This is a genomic window from Stenotrophomonas rhizophila (assembly GCF_003651185.1).
Classification (GTDB): domain Bacteria; phylum Pseudomonadota; class Gammaproteobacteria; order Xanthomonadales; family Xanthomonadaceae; genus Stenotrophomonas; species Stenotrophomonas maltophilia_Z.
This window is the reverse complement of sequence record NZ_RCDC01000004.1, coordinates 1,901,234-1,921,741: the sequence shown is the minus strand read 5'-3', so window position 1 is coordinate 1,921,741 and position 20,508 is coordinate 1,901,234. Positions and strand designations below refer to the sequence as shown.

At 67.3% G+C, this 20,508-nt stretch carries 19 protein-coding genes; 15 read left to right on the top strand and 4 right to left on the bottom strand.

All coding sequences use genetic code 11. From position 1 onward, the window contains the following. Window positions 1-184 precede the first annotated feature (184 nt). The 3 genes from mltB to BCL79_RS08485 all read left to right on the top strand — a co-directional run bounded on the left by mltB (window position 185) and on the right by BCL79_RS08485 (window position 3,980). Complete coding sequence (mltB, locus tag BCL79_RS08495; RefSeq protein WP_121039901.1) at window positions 185-1,330, top strand: lytic murein transglycosylase B; 1,146 nt, start codon at window positions 185-187, stop codon at window positions 1,328-1,330. Continuing rightward, on the top strand, window positions 1,327-2,649 hold the full coding sequence (locus BCL79_RS08490) for a septal ring lytic transglycosylase RlpA family protein (RefSeq protein ID WP_121039898.1): 1,323 nt from the start codon (window positions 1,327-1,329) through the stop codon (window positions 2,647-2,649). Before mltB ends, BCL79_RS08490 begins: the two co-directional genes overlap by 4 nt. 107 nt (window positions 2,650-2,756) lie before the next feature. Continuing rightward, window positions 2,757-3,980, top strand: coding sequence for a D-alanyl-D-alanine carboxypeptidase family protein (locus BCL79_RS08485; protein WP_121039894.1), 1,224 nt, complete (start codon window positions 2,757-2,759; stop codon window positions 3,978-3,980). Between the two features lie 59 nt (window positions 3,981-4,039). Here BCL79_RS08485 and BCL79_RS08480 read toward each other — a convergent pair whose 3' ends face one another. Further along, the gene (locus BCL79_RS08480; protein WP_121039891.1) at window positions 4,040-5,104 is read right to left on the bottom strand and encodes a lipid A deacylase LpxR family protein; all 1,065 of its coding nucleotides are present in this window, start codon (window positions 5,102-5,104) and stop codon (window positions 4,040-4,042) included. A gap of 193 nt (window positions 5,105-5,297) precedes the next feature. On the opposite strand from BCL79_RS08480, the gene BCL79_RS08475 reads away from it, so the two are divergent. The 7 genes from BCL79_RS08475 (at window position 5,298) to gnd (ending at window position 12,684) form a co-directional block, all read left to right on the top strand. Further along, window positions 5,298-5,576, top strand: a complete 279-nt coding sequence (locus BCL79_RS08475) for a DUF493 family protein (RefSeq protein ID WP_121041243.1) — start codon at window positions 5,298-5,300, stop codon at window positions 5,574-5,576. Next, entirely contained in the window at window positions 5,564-6,271 is a 708-nt protein-coding gene (gene lipB / locus BCL79_RS08470; protein ID WP_121039888.1) for a lipoyl(octanoyl) transferase LipB, read from the top strand. The genes BCL79_RS08475 and lipB overlap by 13 nt, the downstream gene beginning before the upstream one ends. 18 nt (window positions 6,272-6,289) lie before the next feature. Beyond that, window positions 6,290-7,303, top strand: coding sequence for a lipoyl synthase (lipA, locus tag BCL79_RS08465; RefSeq protein ID WP_121039885.1), 1,014 nt, complete (start codon window positions 6,290-6,292; stop codon window positions 7,301-7,303). Window positions 7,304-7,541: 238 nt separating this feature from the next. Further along, window positions 7,542-9,719, top strand: a complete 2,178-nt coding sequence (locus BCL79_RS08460; protein ID WP_121039882.1) for a carboxy terminal-processing peptidase — start codon at window positions 7,542-7,544, stop codon at window positions 9,717-9,719. 129 nt (window positions 9,720-9,848) lie between these two features. After that, window positions 9,849-10,475 (top strand): DUF2242 domain-containing protein, encoded by a 627-nt coding sequence (locus BCL79_RS08455; RefSeq protein WP_121039879.1) that lies wholly within the window; start codon window positions 9,849-9,851, stop codon window positions 10,473-10,475. A gap of 22 nt (window positions 10,476-10,497) precedes the next feature. Further along, entirely contained in the window at window positions 10,498-11,778 is a 1,281-nt protein-coding gene (locus tag BCL79_RS08450; protein WP_121039876.1) for a hypothetical protein, read from the top strand. Between the two features lie 3 nt (window positions 11,779-11,781). Further along, a complete protein-coding gene (gene gnd / locus BCL79_RS08445) occupies window positions 11,782-12,684 on the top strand; it encodes a phosphogluconate dehydrogenase (NAD(+)-dependent, decarboxylating) (RefSeq protein ID WP_121039873.1) in 903 nt (300 codons plus the stop codon). A gap of 81 nt (window positions 12,685-12,765) precedes the next feature. Here the strand turns inward: gnd and BCL79_RS08440 are convergent, their stop codons facing one another. Next, window positions 12,766-13,806 (bottom strand): oxidoreductase, encoded by a 1,041-nt coding sequence (locus BCL79_RS08440; protein ID WP_121041241.1) that lies wholly within the window; start codon window positions 13,804-13,806, stop codon window positions 12,766-12,768. 170 nt (window positions 13,807-13,976) lie between these two features. Between BCL79_RS08440 and BCL79_RS08435 the strand changes: the two genes are divergently transcribed. The 4 genes from BCL79_RS08435 (at window position 13,977) to BCL79_RS08420 (ending at window position 18,311) form a co-directional block, all read left to right on the top strand. Continuing rightward, window positions 13,977-14,351: a BON domain-containing protein gene (locus tag BCL79_RS08435; RefSeq protein ID WP_121039870.1), complete on the top strand. Its 375-nt coding sequence runs from the start codon at window positions 13,977-13,979 to the stop codon at window positions 14,349-14,351. 183 nt (window positions 14,352-14,534) lie between these two features. Beyond that, entirely contained in the window at window positions 14,535-16,355 is a 1,821-nt protein-coding gene (locus tag BCL79_RS08430) for a sensor histidine kinase (protein WP_121039867.1), read from the top strand. Continuing rightward, complete coding sequence (locus BCL79_RS08425; RefSeq protein WP_121039864.1) at window positions 16,352-16,792, top strand: response regulator; 441 nt, start codon at window positions 16,352-16,354, stop codon at window positions 16,790-16,792. The genes BCL79_RS08430 and BCL79_RS08425 overlap by 4 nt, the downstream gene beginning before the upstream one ends. 4 nt (window positions 16,793-16,796) lie before the next feature. Then, entirely contained in the window at window positions 16,797-18,311 is a 1,515-nt protein-coding gene (locus BCL79_RS08420) for an ATP-binding response regulator (protein WP_121039861.1), read from the top strand. Here BCL79_RS08420 and BCL79_RS08415 read toward each other — a convergent pair whose 3' ends face one another. After that, window positions 18,312-19,046, bottom strand: coding sequence for a 20S proteasome subunit A/B (locus BCL79_RS08415; RefSeq protein ID WP_121039858.1), 735 nt, complete (start codon window positions 19,044-19,046; stop codon window positions 18,312-18,314). It abuts the gene before it with no gap. 84 nt (window positions 19,047-19,130) lie between these two features. On the opposite strand from BCL79_RS08415, the gene folK reads away from it, so the two are divergent. Then, window positions 19,131-19,622, top strand: a complete 492-nt coding sequence (gene folK, locus BCL79_RS08410; protein ID WP_121039855.1) for a 2-amino-4-hydroxy-6-hydroxymethyldihydropteridine diphosphokinase — start codon at window positions 19,131-19,133, stop codon at window positions 19,620-19,622. A 102-nt stretch (window positions 19,623-19,724) separates the two neighbouring features. Here folK and BCL79_RS08405 read toward each other — a convergent pair whose 3' ends face one another. Further along, on the bottom strand, window positions 19,725-20,462 hold the full coding sequence (locus BCL79_RS08405) for a pteridine reductase (protein WP_121039852.1): 738 nt from the start codon (window positions 20,460-20,462) through the stop codon (window positions 19,725-19,727). Window positions 20,463-20,508: the final 46 nt, after the last annotated feature.

Sequence of the window (20,508 nt, the reverse complement as noted above, 5' to 3'; positions counted from 1 at the left end):
CATGCGCCTTGCCGCATCGCCGCGCGTTCGAGACGGCGACGGCACCTTCGTCAGACTATGAATGGGCAGGGGAGGCAGGGCCTCTCTACACGCGGGCTTAACGGTCGCAAAGAAACTCAGGCAATCCGTTGAGATTCATGGCCTTAGGGGTTTTAATTCATCCATGACCTGCTAACCTGCCGCGATGATTCGACGCTCCCTGGCCTGCATGCTCACGCTCGGTTTGGTCGCTTGTGCGACCCAGCCGCAGACTCCTTCACCGACGCCGCAGGCCTCGGGTGTCCCGGTTACGCCGGCCGCCGGCAACAAGGGGCCCGCCGAAGCCGCCCCCGAAGCCGCCGGTGCCAATGCTGCCCCGGTCGATCTGACCCCAGTGTCCTTCGAGGTGGCCCGCGCCAACTTCGTGCGTGACACCGCCGCCCGCTACGGGATTCCCGCCGCGCAGATCCAGGCAACCCTGGCCCAGGCGCAGATCCGTGATCCGATCATCGCCGCGATGTCGCGCCCGGCCGAGCGGGTCAAACCGTGGAACGAATACCGGCCGATGTTCATCAGCCAGGCGCGGATCGAGGGGGGAAAGAAATTCCTCGCCCAGCACCGCGAAGAGCTGATGCGCGTGCAGCAGCGCACCGGCGTGCCGGCCGAAGTGATCGTGGCGATCATCGGCGTGGAAACCAGCTACGGCGGCAATACCGGTAATTACCGTGTGCTCGATGCGCTGTACACGCTGGCCTTCAAGTACCCGCGCAGCGGCGATCCGGCCAAGCTGGAGCGCGAAGTGCGCCGTGAGCTGTTCTTCCGCGACGAGTTGGCGCGCCTGTTCGCGCTGACCCGCGACGAGAAGCTCGACATCACTGCGATCAAGGGCAGCTACGCCGGCGCGATGGGCATGGGCCAGTTCATGCCGTCCAGCTATCTGGACTATGCGGTGGATGGCAACGGCGATGGCCGTCGCGATCTGTTCAACAGCTACGACGACGTCTTCTCCTCGATCGCCAATTACTTCGTCAAGAAGGGCGGTTGGGTGCGCGGTGGCCCGGTTGCCGTGCCGGCCAGGCTGCAGGCCGGTCGTGAAGAATTCAATCCGACCGAATGGGCGCCGACCTGGACCTTGTCCCAGTTGGCCCAGCGCGGTTACCAGCCCAGCGTCCCGGTCGCGGCCGGCTTGACCGCGACCCCGATCACGCTGGAAGGCAGCACCGGCAAGCAGTACTGGCTGGGCTTCCAGAATTACTACGCCATTACCCGCTACAACCTCTCGAAAATGTACGCGATGGCCGTGTACCAGTTGTCCCAGGCCATCGCCGGACAGGAGTTGCCGCCGGCATGAACACGATCGCACGCTCCAGATGGCTGATCCCGGGTCTGTTGATACTGGCACTGGCCGCCTGCAGCAGTGCGCCGAAGAAACCGGGTGGCAGCACCGCCAGCAGCAGCAAACCGTCCGGCGCGGTGGTGCAGGGCAAGGGCGGACGCCCGGCGCATTGTCCTGACGGGTCGCCCTACAAGGCGGCCGCGGAAGATCCGAGCACGCGCGGTGACTACCGCGCCGGCGGCCTGTACAAGCCCGGCGTGAATGACAGCACCCCCACCTACATCCCGAACGTGGCCTGCATCCCCGAGCCGGACGTGGTCGATCTGCCGCGCTCGCCGATCGGCAACAAATCGCCGTATGTGGTGCTGGGCAAGCAATACCAGGTGATGGACAAGACCCGCGGCTATGCCGAGAAGGGCACCGCCTCGTATTACGGCGCCAAGTTCCACGGCCGCCTGACCTCCAACCGCGAGGTGTACGACATGTATGCCTTCACCGCCGCGCACAAGACGCTGCCGCTGCCGAGCTTCGCCCGGGTCACCAACCTGGACAACGGCGAATCGGTGATCGTGCGGGTCAACGATCGCGGCCCGTTCCACGATGGCCGCGTCGTCGACCTCAGTTATGCCGCCGCCGTGCGCCTGGGCATCACCCAGCGTGGCACCGGCAACGTTGAAGTACGCGCGCTGGCCCCGGGGGATGACAACCTGCTGGCCGACAAGCCCAGCCGCCGCGAGCGCCGCGAGGTCGCCGCCGCTGCGGCAGCCGCCACCACGGCCAGCGCTGCCGCGGCACGCCGCGCCAGCGATATGGATGCCCTGGTCGGCAAGCTGCCGGCCGCCACGGCCACGCCCGCCGCCGCCGCCAAGCCGGCCGGCGAGCAGTACCGCTACCGCGTGGCCGACTCGGCCAAGCCGGGCAACGCCGACAACTTCGATCACTGGATGCGCGACAACGGCGTGCGCGTGGCGACCGGCAAGCCTGCCACCACCCAGGCCGCCAGCGTCAACAGCGCCCCGGTCGCGGTGGCCGCCTTGCCCGCCGCCGCACCTGCAGCGCGCCCGGCACCGGCGCCCAGTGCGACGCTCTCCCAGCAGGTGCTCGGCAGCGTGCTGCTGCAGGTCGCCAGCTTCGCCAGCCGCGACAACGCCACCCGCGCGCTTGGCCAGTTGTCCTCGGCGGGTATCGCCGGGGCCAGCATCAGTGACATCGTCAGTGGCGGGCGCACCCTGTGGCGCCTGCGCGTGCCGGCCCCCGACCACGCCAGTGCCTCGGAACTTGCCGGCCGGATTGCCGGTCTGGGCTTCGGGGCGCCGCAGATCGTGAAGGACTGAGCCTTCCGCTGCCCGCGGCACGCCAGCGCGTGCCGCCGCTCCTTGGGCCTACAATGCCCGTTATCCCTCATCCACCCCTTGGCGCCCCTCCAGGAGCTTGCTGTCCGATGAAATTCCGCTTTGCCGCCGCTGCCATGGCCACGACCCTGTTCGTGGGCATGGTTTCCGCCCAGACCCCCTTGCCGACCCCGACCCCGGCACCGGCGCCTGCTCCCGCCGCCGCCGCACCGGCCACCGTGGCCACGCCGCCGGCTCCGAAGCCCAGCGTCTCCAAGGCCTGGATCCTGATGGATTACGCCACCGGGCAGGTCCTGGCCGGTGAAAACGTGCACGAACAACTGGCCCCGGCCAGCATCACCAAGGTGATGACCTCGTATGTCGTGGCCGCCGAGGTCAAGAACGGCAAGGTCCGTACCGACGACCAGGTGATGATGAGCGAACGCGCCTGGCGCGAGGGCGGCGCCGGCACCGACGGCAGCTACAGCGGCTTCCCGGTCAACCAGACCGCGCGCCTGGAAGACATGGAAAAGGGCATGGCGATCCAGTCCGGCAACGATGCCGCGATCGCCTTGGCCGAACACGTGGCCGGCAGCGAAGAGGCCTTCGCCTCGCTGATGAACAGCTATGCCGCCAAGATCGGCATGAAGGATTCCCACTTCGTCAACGCCCATGGCCTGAGCGCCCCGGGCCACCACACCACCGCCTACGACCTGGCGCTGCTGGGTCGCGCGATGGTGCGTGACTACCCGGAAACCTACGCCTACAACAAGGTGAAGGAATTCACCGTCGGCAACATCACCCAGCCCAACCGCAACCTGCTGCTGTGGCGCGACCAGAGCGTGGACGGCATCAAGACCGGCCATACCTCCGAAGCCGGCTACTGCCTGATGAGCTCGGCTCAGCGCGGCGACCAGCGTCTCGTGGCGGTGGTCCTCGGTGGCGGCTCGGAAAAGCAGCGCGCCGATGACAGCCTGGCGCTGCTCAACTGGGGCTTCCGCTTCTTCGAAACCCACCGCATGTACGAGCCGGGCAAGGTCGTGGCCGAGCACAAGGTGTGGAAGGGCAAGACCGCCACGCTGCAGCTGGGCGTGGCCCAGCCGATGCTGGTCAGCGTCCCGCGTGGCCGCTACAACGATCTCAAGCCGAGCATCGATGTGCCCAAGACCCTCGAAGCCCCGTTCACCGCCGGCCAGCAGGTCGGTACCCTGAAGGTGATGCTGGACAACCAGGTCGTCGCCCAGGCCCCGCTGGTGGCCGTGGCCGCCGTGGAAGAAGCCGGCTTCTTCAAGCGCCTGTGGGACAGCTTCTGGATGTGGTGGGAATCGGAGTAATCCGATTCGACCGCACTAAGAAAAAAGACCGGCGAAAGCCGGTCTTTTCATTTCTGGCGTTACAGCGACCGGCTGATCGTAAAGCTGCCGAACACCGGCGCCTCGCGCTGCCCATCGAACTCGCGCGTGCTGTGGTAGCGCGCCAGCGCGAACTTCCAGCGCCCACGCATCACCGCCAGCCCGTACCCGGCCTGGCCGACCACATGCCGCTTGTCGACACTGTGGCTGTTGCGGAACGTATTGCCGTCCAGCGTGATATCGCGGATCACCCACGCTGCATCGGTCGTGGCGAACAGATGCCACGACCACCCGCTCGGCTTGCCGCCGCGCGTCGGCGCCGTGTTCTCACCGGCGGGGCGCAGCGGGGTACTGCCGAAATCGTCCGGCAGCTTCCAGCCGAAGCGCACCTCGCCACCGGCGTTGACGTGCGTGGCCAGGTTGCCCACCGCGCCGCCGTAATGGCTGATCGCATCCCAGCCCCAGCCGCCCAGGTTCTCGCTGGCATCGGCCGGCCAACGTCGCATCCGCTCATGCGTCAGCATGAACACCGGTTCGTTGTGCAGCTGGTTGTCCCAGCCCTGGAACTTCTCGTCGCCCAGCAGCTCGTGCACCGCGTTCTGCACCTCCTCGCCGAGCGCCCACGGCCCCACCACGCCCACCGCCAGCTGCGTCGTCTGCAGCCGGTCGCCGCGGCGCGCGTTGTACCCGAAGCTGGCGATCAGCACGCCCGCATACGGGCGATCGTCCTCGATCAGGTCCTTCCGGGTGAAATCGGTCGGGGTGAAAATGCCCTGGGCCAGGCTGAAGATCATGTTCTGCTGCTCGAACTCGCCCGGGTGCAGCCGCTCCAGATGGCTGTTGACCCAGCGTGCCAGGCGCGGCAGGCAGGGATCGTCGGTGTAATCGACCAGATTTGGCGAGACCAGGGTGATCTGGGCGCCATTGGTATAGCCCTGATCCTGGTCCTTGCCGCCGAACAGATCGTTGTCGACGCGGAAGTTGACCTGGGGCGGATGCTCGCGCATCGCATCGGGCCCGCATTGAGTCGCGGCATGGGCGGCAGGGGCGGCCAAGGCCAGGAGACCGGCAAGGGCGGCCGGCAGCGCGAAGGGCTTCAGGGACATGGGATACCAGACAGGGATTTATGCTTTCTTAAGCCGATACAGCGTAGTCAGAGCGTGATGTCGTGAACAGCGCTGCGCACGCACTGCTGCGTATCAGTGGCGATACAGGCCTTTTCACGTGCCGTTCGGTACCGCTGTGCGCACGATCAAGCAACGCTTGGGTTCGGGCGCGGGCATCCCCATAATCCCGGTCATGGAGATCAAGTCTGACAACCCCGACCACGGCTTCCAGTTCCCCGGCCAGTTCGAACTCAGCGCCATGGGCGCGGCCGGCAACGACCTGGAACGCGAACTGCCACGCCTGCTCGAGCTCGCCGGGCTGGAAGTACTGACCGAACGGGTCAGCTGGAAACACTCGTCCAACGGCAAGTACGTGTCCGTGCGACTGGTGTTCAAGGCCGACAACCGCGAACAGTACGATGCCGCCCACAACGCGCTGCGCGACCACCCGGAAGTGAAGTGGACGCTGTAGCCAGCTGCGCCACTGCCGCGGCCCCGGGCGACCGGGCGCCGCAACCGGCCATCGTGCGTGACCTCGGCCGCCAGCCCTACGCCCCGGTCTGGCACGCCATGCAGCGCTTCACCGATGCCCGCACCGATGCCACCCGCGATGAACTGTGGGTGGTCGAGCACGACCCGGTGTTCACCCTGGGCCAGGCCGGCAAGGACGAGCACGTGCTCGCCCCCGGCGATATTCCGGTTCTTCATGTCGACCGCGGCGGCCAGGTGACCTACCACGGCCCCGGCCAGCTGGTGATCTATCCGCTGCTGCAGCTGCGGCGGCTGGGAATCGGCGTGCGCGACTACGTGTGCCGCATCGAACAGGCCATCATCGACACCCTGGGCGACTGGAACATCGGCGCCGAGCGCCTGGAGGGCGCGCCCGGGGTCTACGTGGGCGGGGCCAAGGTGGCCGCGCTCGGCATCCGCGTCCGCCGCGGCTGCACCTTCCATGGCCTGTCCTTCAATGTGGCCATGGACCTGGAACCGTTCCGCCGGATCAACCCCTGTGGCTATCAAGGGCTGCAGGTGACCTCGGTGGTAGACTTGGGGGGACCGTCCGGCATGGCGGCCGTCACGCCGGTGCTGCTGGGCCATCTGGCCCGCCAGTTCGGCCTGGACCTCGAGCCGGCCGCTGAACTACCCGATTTGACTGACGCGGCGTGAACGCCGCCGACCAAGGCCATGACTGAAACCACCGCTCGCCTCATTCCCCTGCAGGTTGTGCAGGGCGACACGCCGTCCGCCGCCCCGTTGCAGACGGGCGTCAAACAGATCGGCGGTGACAAGATCGGCCGCTCGCCGGTGCAGTTCGCCGACGTGCCGGTGCTGCGCAAGCCGTCGTGGATCCGCGTGCGGATTCCCTCCGGCAACGCCGTGCAGAACCTCAAGGCCAAGCTGCGTGAGAACCGCCTGGTCACGGTCTGCGAGGAAGCCAGCTGCCCCAACATCCACGAGTGCTTCAGCCACGGCACCGCGACCTTCATGATCCTCGGTGAGGTCTGCACCCGCCGTTGCTCGTTCTGCGACGTCGCCCACGGCCGGCCCAAGCCGCCGGACGCCAATGAACCGGCCAGCCTGTCCCAGACCGTGGCCGACATGGGCCTGAAGTATGTGGTGGTGACCAGCGTGGATCGCGATGACCTGCGCGACGGCGGTGCCCAGCACTTCGCCGACTGCATCGGTGCCATCCGTGCCAAGTCGCCCAAGACCAAGATCGAAGTGCTGACCCCGGACTTCCGCGGCAAGGGCCGCATGGAGCGCGCGCTGGAGATCCTGGCGACCAACCCGCCGGATGTGTTCAACCACAACATCGAAACCGTGCCGGATCTGTACCGCAATGTGCGCCCGGGCGCGGACTACCAGTGGTCCCTGACCCTGCTCAAGAAGTTCAAGGCCCAGCACCCGGAGATCGCCACCAAGTCCGGCATCATGCTCGGCCTCGGCGAGACCCTGGAGCAGGTGCAGGCCACGCTGCGCGACCTGCGCGAGCACGACGTGGACATGATCACGATCGGCCAGTACCTGCAGCCGACCGCACATCACCACCCGGTGCTGCGTTACTGGACCCCCGAGGAGTACAAGGCGCTGGAGGAGTACGGCAATGCGCTGGGCTTCAGCCACGTCGCCTCCGGGCCGATGGTGCGCTCGTCATACCACGCCGACCGCCAGGCGGCCGACGCCGGCGTCGCCGGTTGATCCAGCGGGCCCTTCGGGGCCCGTTCTGCCAATCCCTCCCGTCTTTCCCCGGCCGCGGCCCTGAACCGCGGATGGCCGCAGGCCTGTGCCTGCCCGCCGTTCTGCCCGGTATTCACAAATTTCTCCAACGGCCTCGGTAGGCTGAAGGCCCCGGTGACAAACGCGGCAACTTTCGGCACTGTCGTGGTGTCTGTAATGCACGCAGTCTCTCCCTTGGCAAGGTGCCACGAGCTAGTCCATGAAATTCAAAGCCCCCGCATTCCTGATGGCCCTGGCGCTCACCGCGCCGATGGCACTGGCCGCCTACGCCGATTCGCCCGCGCTGCCCTCGGCGGCCACGGCCGACCAGGTGACCACCTCCAAGCTGGTCTACGGACTGCTTTCGGACAGCCGATACGCCTACCGGCCGCGTGCACTCGATGCCGCGACCTCCAAGGACGTCTTCAAGCGCTACCTGGAGTCGCTCGACAGCAGCAAGCAGTTCTTCACCCAGGCCGACATCACCCGCTTCGCCCCGTTCGAGGCCAACATCGCCACCGCCATCCGCGGCGGCGAGCTGGAGCCGGCGTTCCAGGTGTTCGCGGTCTACAAGCAGCGCGTAGGTGAGCGTGTCGGCTATGCGCGCAAGCTGCTCAAGACGGATTTCGATTTCAGCACCGATGAGAAGTTCGAGTACGACCGCAAGGACGTGCCGTGGGCCGCGAGCAGCGCCGAGCTGGACGATCTGTGGCGCAAGTCGGTCAAGAACGATTGGCTCCGCCTGAAGCTGGCCGGCAAGCAGCCGGCCGAGATCCGCAAGACGCTGGACAAGCGTTACGCCACGCTGGAAAAGTCGGTCAATGAGCTCAAGGGCGAGGACGTGTTCCAGTTCTTCCTCAACGCCTACACCAGCGCGGTGGACCCGCACACCGATTACTTCACTCCGCGCACCGCCGAGAACTTCAACCAGGCGATGTCGCTGTCGCTGGAAGGCATCGGCGCGCAGCTGCAGCGCCAGGACGACATGGTGGTGATCCGCGAGGTCATCGCCGGTGGTCCGGCCGCCGTCAACGGCACGCTCAAGCCGGGCGACCGCATCGTCGGCGTGGGCCAGGGCAAGTCCGGTCCGCTGGAAGACGTGATCGGCTGGCGCATCGATGATGTGGTGGCCAAGATCCGCGGCAAGAGCGATACCCAGGTGCGCCTGGAATTCATTCCGGCCGAAGAGGGCGTCGACGGCAAGCACCACACCCTGGTGCTGACCCGCCAGAAGGTGCGCCTGGCCGAACAGGCCGCCAAGGGCGAGACCCTGACCATCCCGGCCAAGGATGGGGAGCCCGAGCGCAAGGTGGGCGTGATCAAGCTGCCGACCTTCTACCAGGATTTCGAAGGCCGCCGCCGCAACGCCGCCGACTACGCCTCTGCGACCCGTGACGTGGCCAAGCTGCTGGCCGGCTTCAAGGCCGACAAACTCGATGGCGTGGTGCTGGACCTGCGCAACAACGGCGGTGGTTCGCTGGATGAAGCGATCGAACTGACCGGTCTGTTCATCGAACAGGGCCCGGTGGTCCAGGTGCGCGAGTCCGGTGGCCGCGTCACCGTCAACAGCGACCGCAGCGAAGTGGTGGCGTGGGACGGCCCGCTGGCCGTGCTGATCAACCGTGGCTCGGCCTCGGCCTCGGAAATCTTCGCCGGCGCCATCCAGGATTACGGCCGCGGCCTGGTGATCGGTGAGACCACCTTCGGCAAGGGCACCGTGCAGAACATCGTCGACCTCGACCGTTGGCCGAGTGGCGAGACCCAGCGCTTCGGCCAGGTCAAACTGACCATCGCCCAGTTCTTCCGCGTCAGCGGCAGCAGCACCCAGCACAAGGGGGTGGTGCCCGATCTGGCCTTCCCGGCCAGCGTGGACGCCAGCGAGTACGGCGAAAGCACCTACGACAACGCGCTGCCGTGGACCCGCATCGCCGCCGTGCCGCACACCCAGTACGGCAACTTCGGCCCGCTGCTGCCCAAGCTGGAAAGCCGCCACGACACGCGCATCGCTGCCGACAAGGAATTCCAGTGGTGGAACGAGGATGTCGAGCAGTTCCGCGCCGAGAAGGCCAAGAAGTACATCTCGCTCAACGAGGCCGAGCGCCGCGCCGAGCGTGAGAAGCAGGACAAGCAGCGCACCGACCGCCAGGCCATCCGCAAGGAACTGGGCCTGGATCTGGATCCGCTGGCCGATGACAGCAATGACGACGGTCTGACCGGCAACGAGCGCGACATCGTCAAGGATGCCGCCCGTGAGAAGGCGGCCGAAAAGCGTCCGGATCCGCTGCTGCGCGAGTCGGCCGCGATCCTGGCCGATGCGGTCAACCTGCTGGAAGCCGACCGCCCGCTGTCGGCCCAGGTGCTGCCGCAGTCGACCGGTGTGGGCCGCTGGGCGGACTGACCGCCACGGCTGCCGCAGCTGAACCGGTGACAACTCCACAGGCCGCCCTTCGGGGCGGCCTGTGCGTATCCACCTCCTGCCAACGTGCGCAGGTCTATCCTTGGAGGCTGGATTTCCGCAGGAGCGGCCATGCGCTTTCGTCGTGTACGTTCGATCCCGCTGCTGGCGGGGCTCGCCGCTTTGACCGCCTGTGGCGGCCGCGCCGCTGACAGCACGCTGATCCGGGAGTCCTTCGACTCCGGCGATACCTATTCGCGCACCGTGCCCGGCCCGCCTGCCCAGGCCTGCGAGGCCGCACGCCGTACCCTGCTCAGCCAGGGCTACGCGATCGCCCGCGCCGGCGATGACGCAGTGGAGGGCAACAAGAACTTCCAGCCCAAGGATGAAGAGCACGAGCAACTGGTGCTGCGCATCTCCTGTGCGCCGCGCGGCGACCAGGCGCTGGTATTCGTCAGTGCCGTGCAGGATCGCTACGCGCTCAAGAAGAGCCCGACCTCGGCCAGCGTCGGCGTGGGCGCGCTGGGCTCGGTGTCGCTGCCGTTCGGCAGCAATGACGACTCGCTGGTGAAAGTGGCCAGCAGCACCGTGCAGGACGCCACCTTCTACCGCCGCTTCTTCGAGCGCCTGCAGCAGTACTTGCCGGCCGCGGCCGTGCCCGAGCCCACGCCGGCCGCGGCGCCCGCGACAGCCCCGGCTGCGGCGGTGGAGGCCACGCCTGCCACGGTGGTGAGCGATACCCCGGCATCGCTGCGCTGAGCGGGCGGCGGTGCGGCAGGTCATGGCAACAGGATCGCGGCGCTGGCGCCGCCATGCGCTTGCGTTCCTGCTGGGGCTGATCCCGGCGGGCAGCGCGTGGAGCGCGTCGTCCTGTGCGCAGGGCGTGCTGGAGGAGCTTGGCTGGCAGATCGCTGCAGCCGACATCGACGCCCCCAAGGTGCACGGTGGTCCGGTCTGCGAACGCGCCGATCTGCGCCAGGCCCAGAGCGCCGGCGACCTGCGTGTGCAGCTGCCGCGGCAGTGGTCGGCGGACCAGCGGCAGGCCTGGCTGCCCACGTTGTTCGATGACCCGGCCACCGTATGTGCGTACGCCTTCCAGCTTGGCGCCGCTACCCGCCGCGCCACCACCGCGCTGCAGGACAACGACGGCTTCCGCTTCTCGGCGCTGCAGCTGGGCTGGATCGGCTTCGGTGCCGGCGGCGCGCAGGCCAAGGGCTGGGAGCGCTTCCGCAGCTTCGGCCGCGGCTATCAGCCGGCCGGGGCCAACAGTGCGGCGCTGCAGACCTTCTACGAGGGCCGCGTGCGGGCCGAGTGCGGGGTCGGCCGCCAGGTCGCGCAACTGGCGACCCAGCGCGAGCTGTACGGCGATGCCGCGTTCGATCGCGAGTTCTCGGCCGATGAGCTCTCCATCGGCACCTTCCTGACCCTGCACGAGACCGACAGCATCCTGCTCGGCCGGCATGCCGGGGAGTTCCTGGCCGATGGCAAGGCGAAGAAGACCGCCCTGCGCGGGCGGCAGGCCTTCGTCGGCACGCCCGGCTTCATCGAGCACGTGTTCGAGCGGAAGTACCTGGACGACATCAACAACCAGGCCGAGAACTTCGTGGTGGTCGATGTCAGTGATGCGGCGGCACGCGCGCTGCGCGAGCACGAGGGCTTTGCCTACTACGACCGGATCAACCGGCGCATCTGGGCGCTGGCCCAGCGCATGCCGGGCCCGGGACCGCGCCGGTTCGAGCGGCTGCTGATCGAGCGCGATCCGATCTGGCGGCGCGAGGTACCGGCCGAGCAGCAACCGTTGCTGAAGGAACTGGATGCCTTGCTGGACGATCCGTTCTACCAGGGGTTCCTGATTTACGTGCATCCTCGGGGTATACGTCCTATCGGGTACCACATCGCACGCCTGCTCGATCGCAATCCGCGTACACCGTTCGCGATCGAACTGGGGCTGCACAACCTGCATACCACGCTGTATCGGCGCTGGATCGACGCACGCCTTCGCCAGTGCGATGCCCCGCCGCCAGCGTTCCTGCAAGACAACACGACAACTGAGCAAAGGTGATTCATGGATATTGCAATGATCGGGCTGGGCCGCATGGGCGCGAACATGGCCGAGCGGCTGCACCGGGGCGGCCACCACGTGATCGGCGTCGATCCGGGTGAGGCCGCCCGCAGCGCGGCGGCCGCGCGTGGGTTCCAGGTCAGTGCCTCGATCGCCGAGACGCTCGCCGCGCTGCCGGTCCCGCGCGTGGTGTGGCTGATGGTGCCGGCCGGCGTGGTCGACCAGACCCTGGCGTCACTCTCGCCGCATCTGTCCGAAGGCGATGTGGTGATCGACGGCGGCAACTCGTACTACAAGGATTCCATGCGCCGCAGCGAACAGCTGCAGGGCGAGGAGGTGACCTATATCGACTGCGGCACCAGCGGTGGCGTGTGGGGCCTCCAGGAGGGCTACAGCCTGATGATCGGCGGTGACACGGCGGCGGTCGAACGGATCGGGGCGATCTTCCGCACGCTGGCGCCGGGCGAGGACCGTGGCTGGGCGCATGTGGGGCCAAGCGGGGCAGGGCACTTCTGCAAGATGGTCCACAACGGCATCGAGTACGGGATGATGCAGGCCTATGCGGAAGGCTTCGCGTTGATGCAGCACAAGACCGAGTTCAACCTCGATCTGGCGCAGGTGGCCAAGGCCTGGCAGCACGGCAGCGTGGTGCGTTCGTGGCTGCTTGATCTCAGTGCCGACGCACTGGGCCGCAACCCGCAGCTGGACGGCATCGCACCGTATGTCGAAGACTCCGGCGAAGGCCGTTGGACCGTCGCCGAGGCGATTGATCTGGATGTGCCGGCCCCGGTGATCACGCTGTCACTGCTCGAACGCCTGCGCTCGCGCGAGAAGAACTCCTTCAGCGACCGCCTGCTGGCGGCGATGCGCAACGAGTTCGGCGGTCACGCGATCAAGACCACGTAAGACCCATCGATGCGGGCCGAACCCCATCGTCCGGCCCGCATCCACGCATGGCGGAGATCTGCGTGGGCTGGCGTGGCCGACTCAAAGGGTCACCCGCCGCCCGCTGCGTGCACTCTCTGCGCCCGCCTCCAGCAGGCGCATCAGCTGCAGCGCCTGCGCAGTGCTGACCGGCGCTTCGCCCACGCCCAGCATCGCATCGCGGAAGGCCGCATAGAACGCCCGGTAATCGCCGGGCACGTTGTCCACGGTGCTGCGCCGGGTGTGCCCGTCGGCATCGATCCGCACCAGGTGACCGTGCTGCGGATCCAGTCCCCAGCCCGGGGCGCCCGGGGCAATGCCGCGCCGCAGCTGATCTTCCTGCACGTCCAGCCCGTCCTTCAGATAGCTGCCGGCATCGCCATGCACGATGAAGCGCGGGCCGGAGGCGGCCACCAGCGAGCCGGCATGCAGGATCGCGCGATGCCGGGGGTAATGCAGTACCGCATGGAAGTAGTCGTTGCCCAGCGCGTGCTCGCGCTGCGCCATCAGGTCCACACTGATCGCGCCGGGCCCGCCGAACAGCTGCAGCATCTGGTCCAGCAGGTGCGGCCCCAGATCCATCCACAGCCCGCTGCCGGGCGCATCGCTTTCGCGCCAGCGTTCGCGCACCTGTGGGCGGAAGCGGTCGAAGTGGGAATGGCATTCGGCGACGCGGCCGATCCTGCCGTTGTCGATCACCTGCTTGAGCGTGAGGAAGTCGGCATCGTGGCGGCGGTTCTGGAACACCGTCACCACCCGGTCGGCGTCGTGCGCGGCCTGCACCACCGATTCGGCCTCCGCCACGGACAGTGCGAACGGTTTGTCCACCAGCACATGTTTGCCGGCCGCCAGTGCGGCGCGCGCCAGCGGGGCATGCGCATCGTTGGGCGTGGCGATCACCACCGCATCCACCGCCGGGTCATCGAACACCGCCTGCGGGTCATTGCAGATGCGCACATCGGTGAAGCTGCGCAGCAGGCGATCCCGCTGCGAGCTGACGATGCTGTGCAGTGCAAGCCCTGGCGTATGCAGGATCAACGGCGCATGGAACACGCTGCCCGCCAGCCCGTAGCCGATCAAGGCGACCTGAAGTGTGGCGGCCATGGTGCGCTCCAACATAACGGGGCAGGACAGCGTAACGGCTGCGCGCGCGCGGCGGAAATCTGAACGATCGGGCGCCAACCTGAGTGGTTCACGGCAACGTTATGCGGCGCCCACGTCCCGTCCACGGCCGTGCACGGACACTGGCTGCACATCCGCAAAGGAATTCGAACATGACCAACACGACCCGTAATCTGCTTGCTGCTTCGCTGGCCCTGGGCATGGTGCTGGGCACCTCGACTGCCATGGCCAAGGATCCGCCGAAGACCACCGATCATGCCGCGATGACCCATGCCGACAAGCACGATTCGGCCGAGCCGGTCACCGACAGCTGGATCACCACCAAGGTCAAGACCGACCTGCTGACCAGCAAGAACGTCCCGGGTACTGAAGTGAAGGTGGAGACCGTCAATGGCGTCGTCACCCTGACCGGTACCGTGGCCAGCCAGGCCGAGCATGACAAGGCCGTACGCGTGACCCAGCAGATCAAGGGCGTCAAGCGCGTCGATGCTGCCAACCTGAAGGTGGCTGCGACCGCCGCACGCTGAGCCCCATCGCTACATCGCTGAACAGGGCGCGCCTTCGGGCGCGCTTTTTTTTTGGCAGGCCGCCTGCCCCGTATTCACAAAGGGGTGGAGTATATTCAACGCTTCGCCATTGCCGATGGGGCTGCGCGGGCCGGCGCTGCCGCCTGGGCCGGGTCGTCGATGGCATCGAGCTGACGAGGGACTATGGCGCTGGTGTTCAGTGATCAAATCTGGGACCGCTGGCGTCTGCCGGCCTTGGCCCTGGCGGCGGTAGCCATCATCGTGGTGCCGTGGCTCACCCTGCGCAAGCTGGCCAATGACAACATCGATGCGATGAACTGGGTCACCCATACCCAGGATGTCGGGGTGGCGGTCTACCAGCTCCAGGCCGATGTCCGCGATGTCGAATCCGCGGCGTTGACGATGTCCAAGGGCATCGATGCCCCCGGCCTGCGTGAGCGGCTGGCCCAGGCCGACGACATTCCCGGGCGGCTGGCGCGGTTGGCGGAGCTGACCCGCGACAATCCCGATCAGCTGGTCCGGATCGGTCGCATCCAGTCCATGCTCGAGCGCCGGATGGAACTGGCCAAACAGTTGGCCCGTTCCTCGCCCGATGCCGATCAGCGCCAGCTGGTGGCCGACCTGACCACGCGCTACCCGATCCGCAGCCTGGTGGAAGAACTGCAGGCCACCGAGGAGCAGCTGCTCAAGCAGCGCTCCTCGCTGTTTGCCGCACAGCAGCGCCAGGGTGAGTTCGTGTCCTGGTCGGCGCTGGTGGTGCAGTTGCTGTTGCTCGGCCTGGTGCTGTGGCTGTTGCAGCGGCAGATCCGCCACCGCCTCTCTGCCGAACGTGCCTCGCTGCGCGCGGCCGAGCGCGCGGCCTCGGTGCTGCATACCGTGCGCGAGCCGATCGTGCTGCTCGACCGCAGCCTGCGGGTACAGATGCACAACCCCGCGTTCGCCGAACTGTATGGGCTGGACGAGGAGGCCTCGCCCGAAGGACTGCCGCTGGACAGCATCGGCGACGGTGCCTGGGCCGATGCGGTGGTCCGCCAGCGCCTGACCGATGTGCTGCTGCGCGGCCGCGAGCTGTGGGACTACGAGCACGAACAGCGCACCGCCGATGACGTGGTCCGCATCATGCTGATCAACGCGCGGCGCATGCCGTTGCCGGACAAGGATGACGAAGTGGTGCTGATGACGGTCAGCGATGTCACCGTCCAGCGCGCCGTGCAGCTGCGGGTGGAAGAGCTCAACCGCCAGCTGGAAGGGAAGGTCGAGCAGGTCTCCGAGGTCAACCGCGAACTGGAAGCATTCAGCTACTCCGTCTCGCACGATCTGCGCGCGCCGCTGCGTCACGTGGCCGGCTTCTCGGACAAGTTGACCCGTCACCTGGGCGAGGGCGCGGACGAAAAGTCCCTGCATTACCTGGGCGTGATTTCCAATTCGGCCAAGCGCATGGCCGCGTTGATCGACGACCTGCTGGTCTATTCGCGCCTGGGCCGGGCGGCGATGCGGCTGCAGGCCGTGGACATGCAGTCGCTGGTGGCCGACACCCGCGCCATGCTCGATGCCAACCAGCAGAGCGAGTCGGAGAGCAGCGGGGTGCCGCACCATATCGACTGGAAGATCGCGCCGCTGCCGATCATTGTTTCCGATGAAAACATGATGCGGCAGGTCTGGCTGAATCTGCTCGGCAACGCGATCAAGTATTCTTCCAACCGCGAGCCGGCCCGGATCGAGGTCGACTACAAACTGCAGCCGGACGGCAGCCATCTGTTCACCGTGCGCGACAACGGCGCCGGCTTCGACATGGCTTACGCCGGCAAGCTGTTCGGGGTGTTCCAACGGCTGCACAAGGCCAGTGACTACCCCGGCACGGGCATCGGCCTGGCCAGTGTCCGCCGGGTGCTGACCCGCCACGGGGGCCGCATCTGGGCCGAGTCGGTGGTCGATCAGGGCGCCACGTTCCACTTCGTTCTTCCACCCGCGCTCGACGCAATCAACAAGGGCTCCGCCGCATGACCGCTCTCCGTACCATCCTCCTTGCCGAGGACAGCCCCGCCGACGCCGAGATGGCCATCGACGCATTGAAGGAGGCTCGCCTGGCCAACCCGATCGTGCACGTCGAAGACGGCGTGGAAGCGATGGATTACCTGTTGCGCCGTGGTGCCTTCGCCAACCGCGACGAAGGCCTGCCGGCCGTGCTGCTGCTGGATATCAAGATGCCGCGCATGGATGGCCTGGAAGTGCTCAAGGAAATCCGCAACACCGAGGAGCTCAAGCGGCTGCCGGTGGTGATCCTGTCATCCTCGCGCGAGGAAAGCGATCTGGCGCGCAGCTGGGACATGGGCGTGAACGCCTACGTGGTCAAGCCGGTGGACGTGGACCAGTTCTTCGGCGCGGTGCAGACCCTGGGCAAGTTCTGGGGTTTGATCAACCAGGCACCGGAGGTCGAGTAAGACCATGCCGCTGACCGGCCCTGCGTTGGGTGCCCTGCGGATCCTGCTGATCGAGGATTCGCCGGAAGACGCCGAACTGATGTGCGAGCAGATGCTCGACGCTGGCCTGGAGGCCAGCTTCGAGCGGGTCGAGAGCGCGCAGGAACTGCGTGAGGCGCTCGAGCGCGCCGCGCCGGACATCGTGCTGTCCGACCTGAGCATGCCCGGCTTTTCCGGCAATGAAGCGCTGCAGATCGTGCGCGCCGCGTTGCCCGAGGTGCCCTTCATCTTCGTGTCCGGCACGATGGGTGAGGAAAACGCGGTGGCCGCCCTGCACCAGGGCGCCAACGATTACATCATCAAGCACCAGCCGGCGCGCCTGCCCTCGGCGGTGGCGCGTGCCGTGCGCGAAGCGCGCAGCGCGATCGACCGTCAGCGGGTGGAAGCCGAGCTGATGCGCGCGCAGCGTCTGGAAAGCCTGTCGCTGCTGGCAGCCGGCCTGAGCCACGACCTGCGCAACATCCTGCAGCCGCTGCTGATCATGCCGGACCTGATGAAGGCACGCACCGACGATCCGCAGCTGCACCATCTGGCCGACATCATCGCCGAGTGTGGCCGGCGCGGGCATGAGATGGCCGAATCGATGCTGTCCTTCGTGCGCGGTTCGCGCAACAGCAGCGAACACATCTGCCTGGTCCACCTGTTCGAAGGGGTCGAGCTGCTGCTGCGCAGCAACCTGCCCGCCAAGGTCACCCTGCACCTGGAGGTGGCCGACGGCCTGGCGGTGGATGCCAACTACACCGAGCTGCAGCAGGTCCTGCTCAACCTTGCGTTGAATGCCATCCAGGCCATGCCGGACGGCGGCCGGTTGACCCTGCGCGCGGCATCCGCCGCCGATACGCATGGCGAGGACTGGTTGCGGATCTCGGTGACCGATGAAGGCATCGGCATGGATGCCGATACCCTGTCGCATCTGTTCAATCCCTTCTTCACCACCAAGGCCACCGGCACCGGCCTGGGCCTGATTTCGTGCAAGCGCATCATTGAAGGCGCACACGGCAGCATCCACGTCGACAGCCAGCCGGGTGTCGGCACCCGCTTCGATCTGTTGCTGCCGATGCGCGAGATCGCCGACACCGCCGCTACGGTCGATGGGCCGATCGCCGCCGGTACCGGCCAGTCCATCCTGGTCGTGGACGGTGAGGCGACGCGGCTGTCGCTGCTGGGCAACGCGTTGTCCAGCCAGGGCTATCACCTGCAGCTGGCTTCCGATGGTGCGGCCGCGCTGCGCTGGATGCAGCAGGAGAGCATGCCGGCACTGGTGATCGCCGATGCCGGTTCCAAGCTGCTCTCGGCCAGCCACCTGCTGGGCGAGATGGCTACGTTGGGCTATCGCGGGCCGGCGCTGGTGCTGGAAGAAGCCGAGGTGACCGTGCCGCTGGCAGTGTTCCCGCCGGGCATCAATGTGCACGTGCTGCGCAAGCCGCTGGAAATGCAGCAGGTGTTCCGTTCGGTCGCCGAGGCGCTGGAAACCGCCTGATCAGGCCTCCCAGGGGAACCGGGGGAGGCTGGCCACGGCCTGTTCGAGCTTGAAGGACCAGTTGCCGTGGATTTCCGCGTACAGCGGGCTGTCGCCGGCCAGGCGCATGCGCTGGGTGATGCGCAGGTCATCCTTGCGGATCAGCACCAGATCCACCGGCAGCCCGACCGACAGGTTGGAGCGGATGGTGGAATCCAGCGAGACGATGGCGGTGCGCGCAGCGTCTTCCAGCCGCGTCTGCGGGCGCAGGATGCGGTCGAGGATCGGCTTGCCGTACTTGGACTCGCCGATCTGCAGGAACGGGGTTTCCGGCGAGGCCGCGATCGCATTGCCGAGCGGATAGATCATGTACAGCCCCGGATGCTCGCCGCCGATCTGGCCCCCCAGGATCAGCGTGGCCTGGGTCACGATGCCATCCTGGCCCGCCTCATGCGTGCTGGATTTGACCTGGCTGTCGAGCAGCACCCGGCCCACGTACTCGGCCACCTCGAACAGATGCCGGTAGGCGCGCAGGTTTTCCGGGCGCTGTTCCTCCACATCACGGCGCAGCCGTGAGATCAGCAGCTGGGTGGTCGCCAGGTTGCCCGCGGCCATGATGACGAAGGCGGCTTCCCCGGCAAACTCGAACTCGTGCAGCTTGCGGTGCACGCGCACGTCGTCCAGCGACGCGTTGGTGCGGGTGTCGGCGGCGAAGACCAGGCCTTCGTCCACCTCGATGCCGACGCAATAGGTCATGTCGGTGTCCTATGATGTGCACCCCGATTCTATGCGCTGGGCATGTTGCCCCCGTGTGGAATCGCCCCACGTACGCTGAATACCATGACCACTGCGCTCCTGAGCCTGGGCAGCAACCTGCAGCCGCAACAGCACCTTCACGCCGCGGTGGAGGCGCTGCGCGCGCGTTTCGGCGCGATCGCGGTATCGCCGGCCTACCGCACTGCCGCGGTCGGCTTCGACGGCCCGGACTTCCTCAACAACGCCGTGGCGATCGAGACCGAGCTGCCGCTGCAGACGCTGGATGACTGGCTGCACGCGCTGGAAGATGCCCACGGCCGCGACCGCAGCGGCCCGCGCTTCAGCGACCGCACCCTGGATATCGATGTGGTGTTCTACGGCGACCTGATCGTGGAAGGCCCCGGCCACCTGCGCATCCCGCGCCCGGAGCTCAGGCACGCCTTCGTGCTCAAGCCGCTGGCCGACATCGCCCCGGACTTCCGCGATCCGGTCAGCGGACTGACCCTGGAGGCGCTGTGGCGCGCGCATCGGCAGTTCGGCGAGCCGTTCGACACGATGGACCTGCTGCCCGGCTGATCGATGCACCGGGGGGTGCCGGCTGCTGGCCGGCACTGCGCCCACGCTCGGTTCATGCGGAGCCGGCCAGCGGCCGGCACTACCGGGCGGGGCAATCGGCGTTTACGACAACGTCCGCCCGCCATCCACGCGCAGCGTGTGCCCGGTGACGAACGCGGCCTCGGTGGCCAGCCAGTACACCGCCTCGGCGATCTCCTCCACCGTGCCGGTGCGGGCCAGCGGCGTGCGCGCCAGCAGCGCCTGCCGGGCGAAATCGTCCTTGCCCTGTTCCGGCCACAGGATGGCCCCAGGGGCGACCGCGTTGACCCGTATCTTGGGCGCCAGCTCCAGCGCCAGTGAGCGGGTGACCATTTCCAGGGCTGCCTTGGCGGCCGCGTACACCGGGTGGTCGCGCATCGGCTGGGTGCCGTGCAGATCGGTCAGGTTGACGATGCTGCCCTGCTGGCGGCGCAGGTGCGGCGCGGCGGCCTGGGCCAGCAGCAGCGGCGCGCGCGCATTGACCGCGAACAGGTCGTCCCACTGCGCGGCGGTGATCTGGCCGAGCAGGGTGGGGTAGAAGTTGGAGGCGTTGTTGACCAGCGTGTCCAGCCGGCCGAACTGGGCCACGGTCTGGTCGATCAGGTCGGGCAGGGCATCGGCATCGCGCAGATCCGCCTGCAGGGCCAGCACGCTGCCCGGCCGCAGCATGTCCATGTCGAAGGCCATCTGCTGCAGCTCGGTGGTGGAGGTGTGGGCATGCAGCACCACCGACCAGCCACAGGCGTGGAACTGGCGGGCGATGGCCGCGCCGATCCGGCGCGCGCTGCCGGTGATCAGCGCCACGGGCGCGGTATCGGTCATCGGGGGTACTCCCTGCTCAGGCTATGCTGTGCATTGTCACCGCAAT

Bases quoted from the DNA above. Each gene is read 5' to 3' on its own strand.
- mltB (WP_121039901.1), top strand. From the start codon at position 185: ATGATTCGACGCTCCCTGGCCTGCATGCTCACGCTCGGTTTGGTCGCT.
- BCL79_RS08490 (WP_121039898.1), top strand. From the start codon at position 1,327: ATGAACACGATCGCACGCTCCAGATGGCTGATCCCGGGTCTGTTGATA.
- BCL79_RS08485 (WP_121039894.1), top strand. From the start codon at position 2,757: ATGAAATTCCGCTTTGCCGCCGCTGCCATGGCCACGACCCTGTTCGTG.
- BCL79_RS08480 (WP_121039891.1), bottom strand. From the start codon at position 5,104: ATGTCCCTGAAGCCCTTCGCGCTGCCGGCCGCCCTTGCCGGTCTCCTG.
- BCL79_RS08475 (WP_121041243.1), top strand. From the start codon at position 5,298: ATGGAGATCAAGTCTGACAACCCCGACCACGGCTTCCAGTTCCCCGGC.
- lipA (WP_121039885.1), top strand. From the start codon at position 6,290: ATGACTGAAACCACCGCTCGCCTCATTCCCCTGCAGGTTGTGCAGGGC.
- BCL79_RS08460 (WP_121039882.1), top strand. From the start codon at position 7,542: ATGAAATTCAAAGCCCCCGCATTCCTGATGGCCCTGGCGCTCACCGCG.
- BCL79_RS08455 (WP_121039879.1), top strand. From the start codon at position 9,849: ATGCGCTTTCGTCGTGTACGTTCGATCCCGCTGCTGGCGGGGCTCGCC.
- BCL79_RS08450 (WP_121039876.1), top strand. From the start codon at position 10,498: ATGGCAACAGGATCGCGGCGCTGGCGCCGCCATGCGCTTGCGTTCCTG.
- gnd (WP_121039873.1), top strand. From the start codon at position 11,782: ATGGATATTGCAATGATCGGGCTGGGCCGCATGGGCGCGAACATGGCC.
- BCL79_RS08440 (WP_121041241.1), bottom strand. From the start codon at position 13,806: ATGGCCGCCACACTTCAGGTCGCCTTGATCGGCTACGGGCTGGCGGGC.
- BCL79_RS08435 (WP_121039870.1), top strand. From the start codon at position 13,977: ATGACCAACACGACCCGTAATCTGCTTGCTGCTTCGCTGGCCCTGGGC.
- BCL79_RS08430 (WP_121039867.1), top strand. From the start codon at position 14,535: ATGGCGCTGGTGTTCAGTGATCAAATCTGGGACCGCTGGCGTCTGCCG.
- BCL79_RS08425 (WP_121039864.1), top strand. From the start codon at position 16,352: ATGACCGCTCTCCGTACCATCCTCCTTGCCGAGGACAGCCCCGCCGAC.
- BCL79_RS08420 (WP_121039861.1), top strand. From the start codon at position 16,797: ATGCCGCTGACCGGCCCTGCGTTGGGTGCCCTGCGGATCCTGCTGATC.
- BCL79_RS08415 (WP_121039858.1), bottom strand. From the start codon at position 19,046: ATGACCTATTGCGTCGGCATCGAGGTGGACGAAGGCCTGGTCTTCGCC.
- folK (WP_121039855.1), top strand. From the start codon at position 19,131: ATGACCACTGCGCTCCTGAGCCTGGGCAGCAACCTGCAGCCGCAACAG.
- BCL79_RS08405 (WP_121039852.1), bottom strand. From the start codon at position 20,462: ATGACCGATACCGCGCCCGTGGCGCTGATCACCGGCAGCGCGCGCCGG.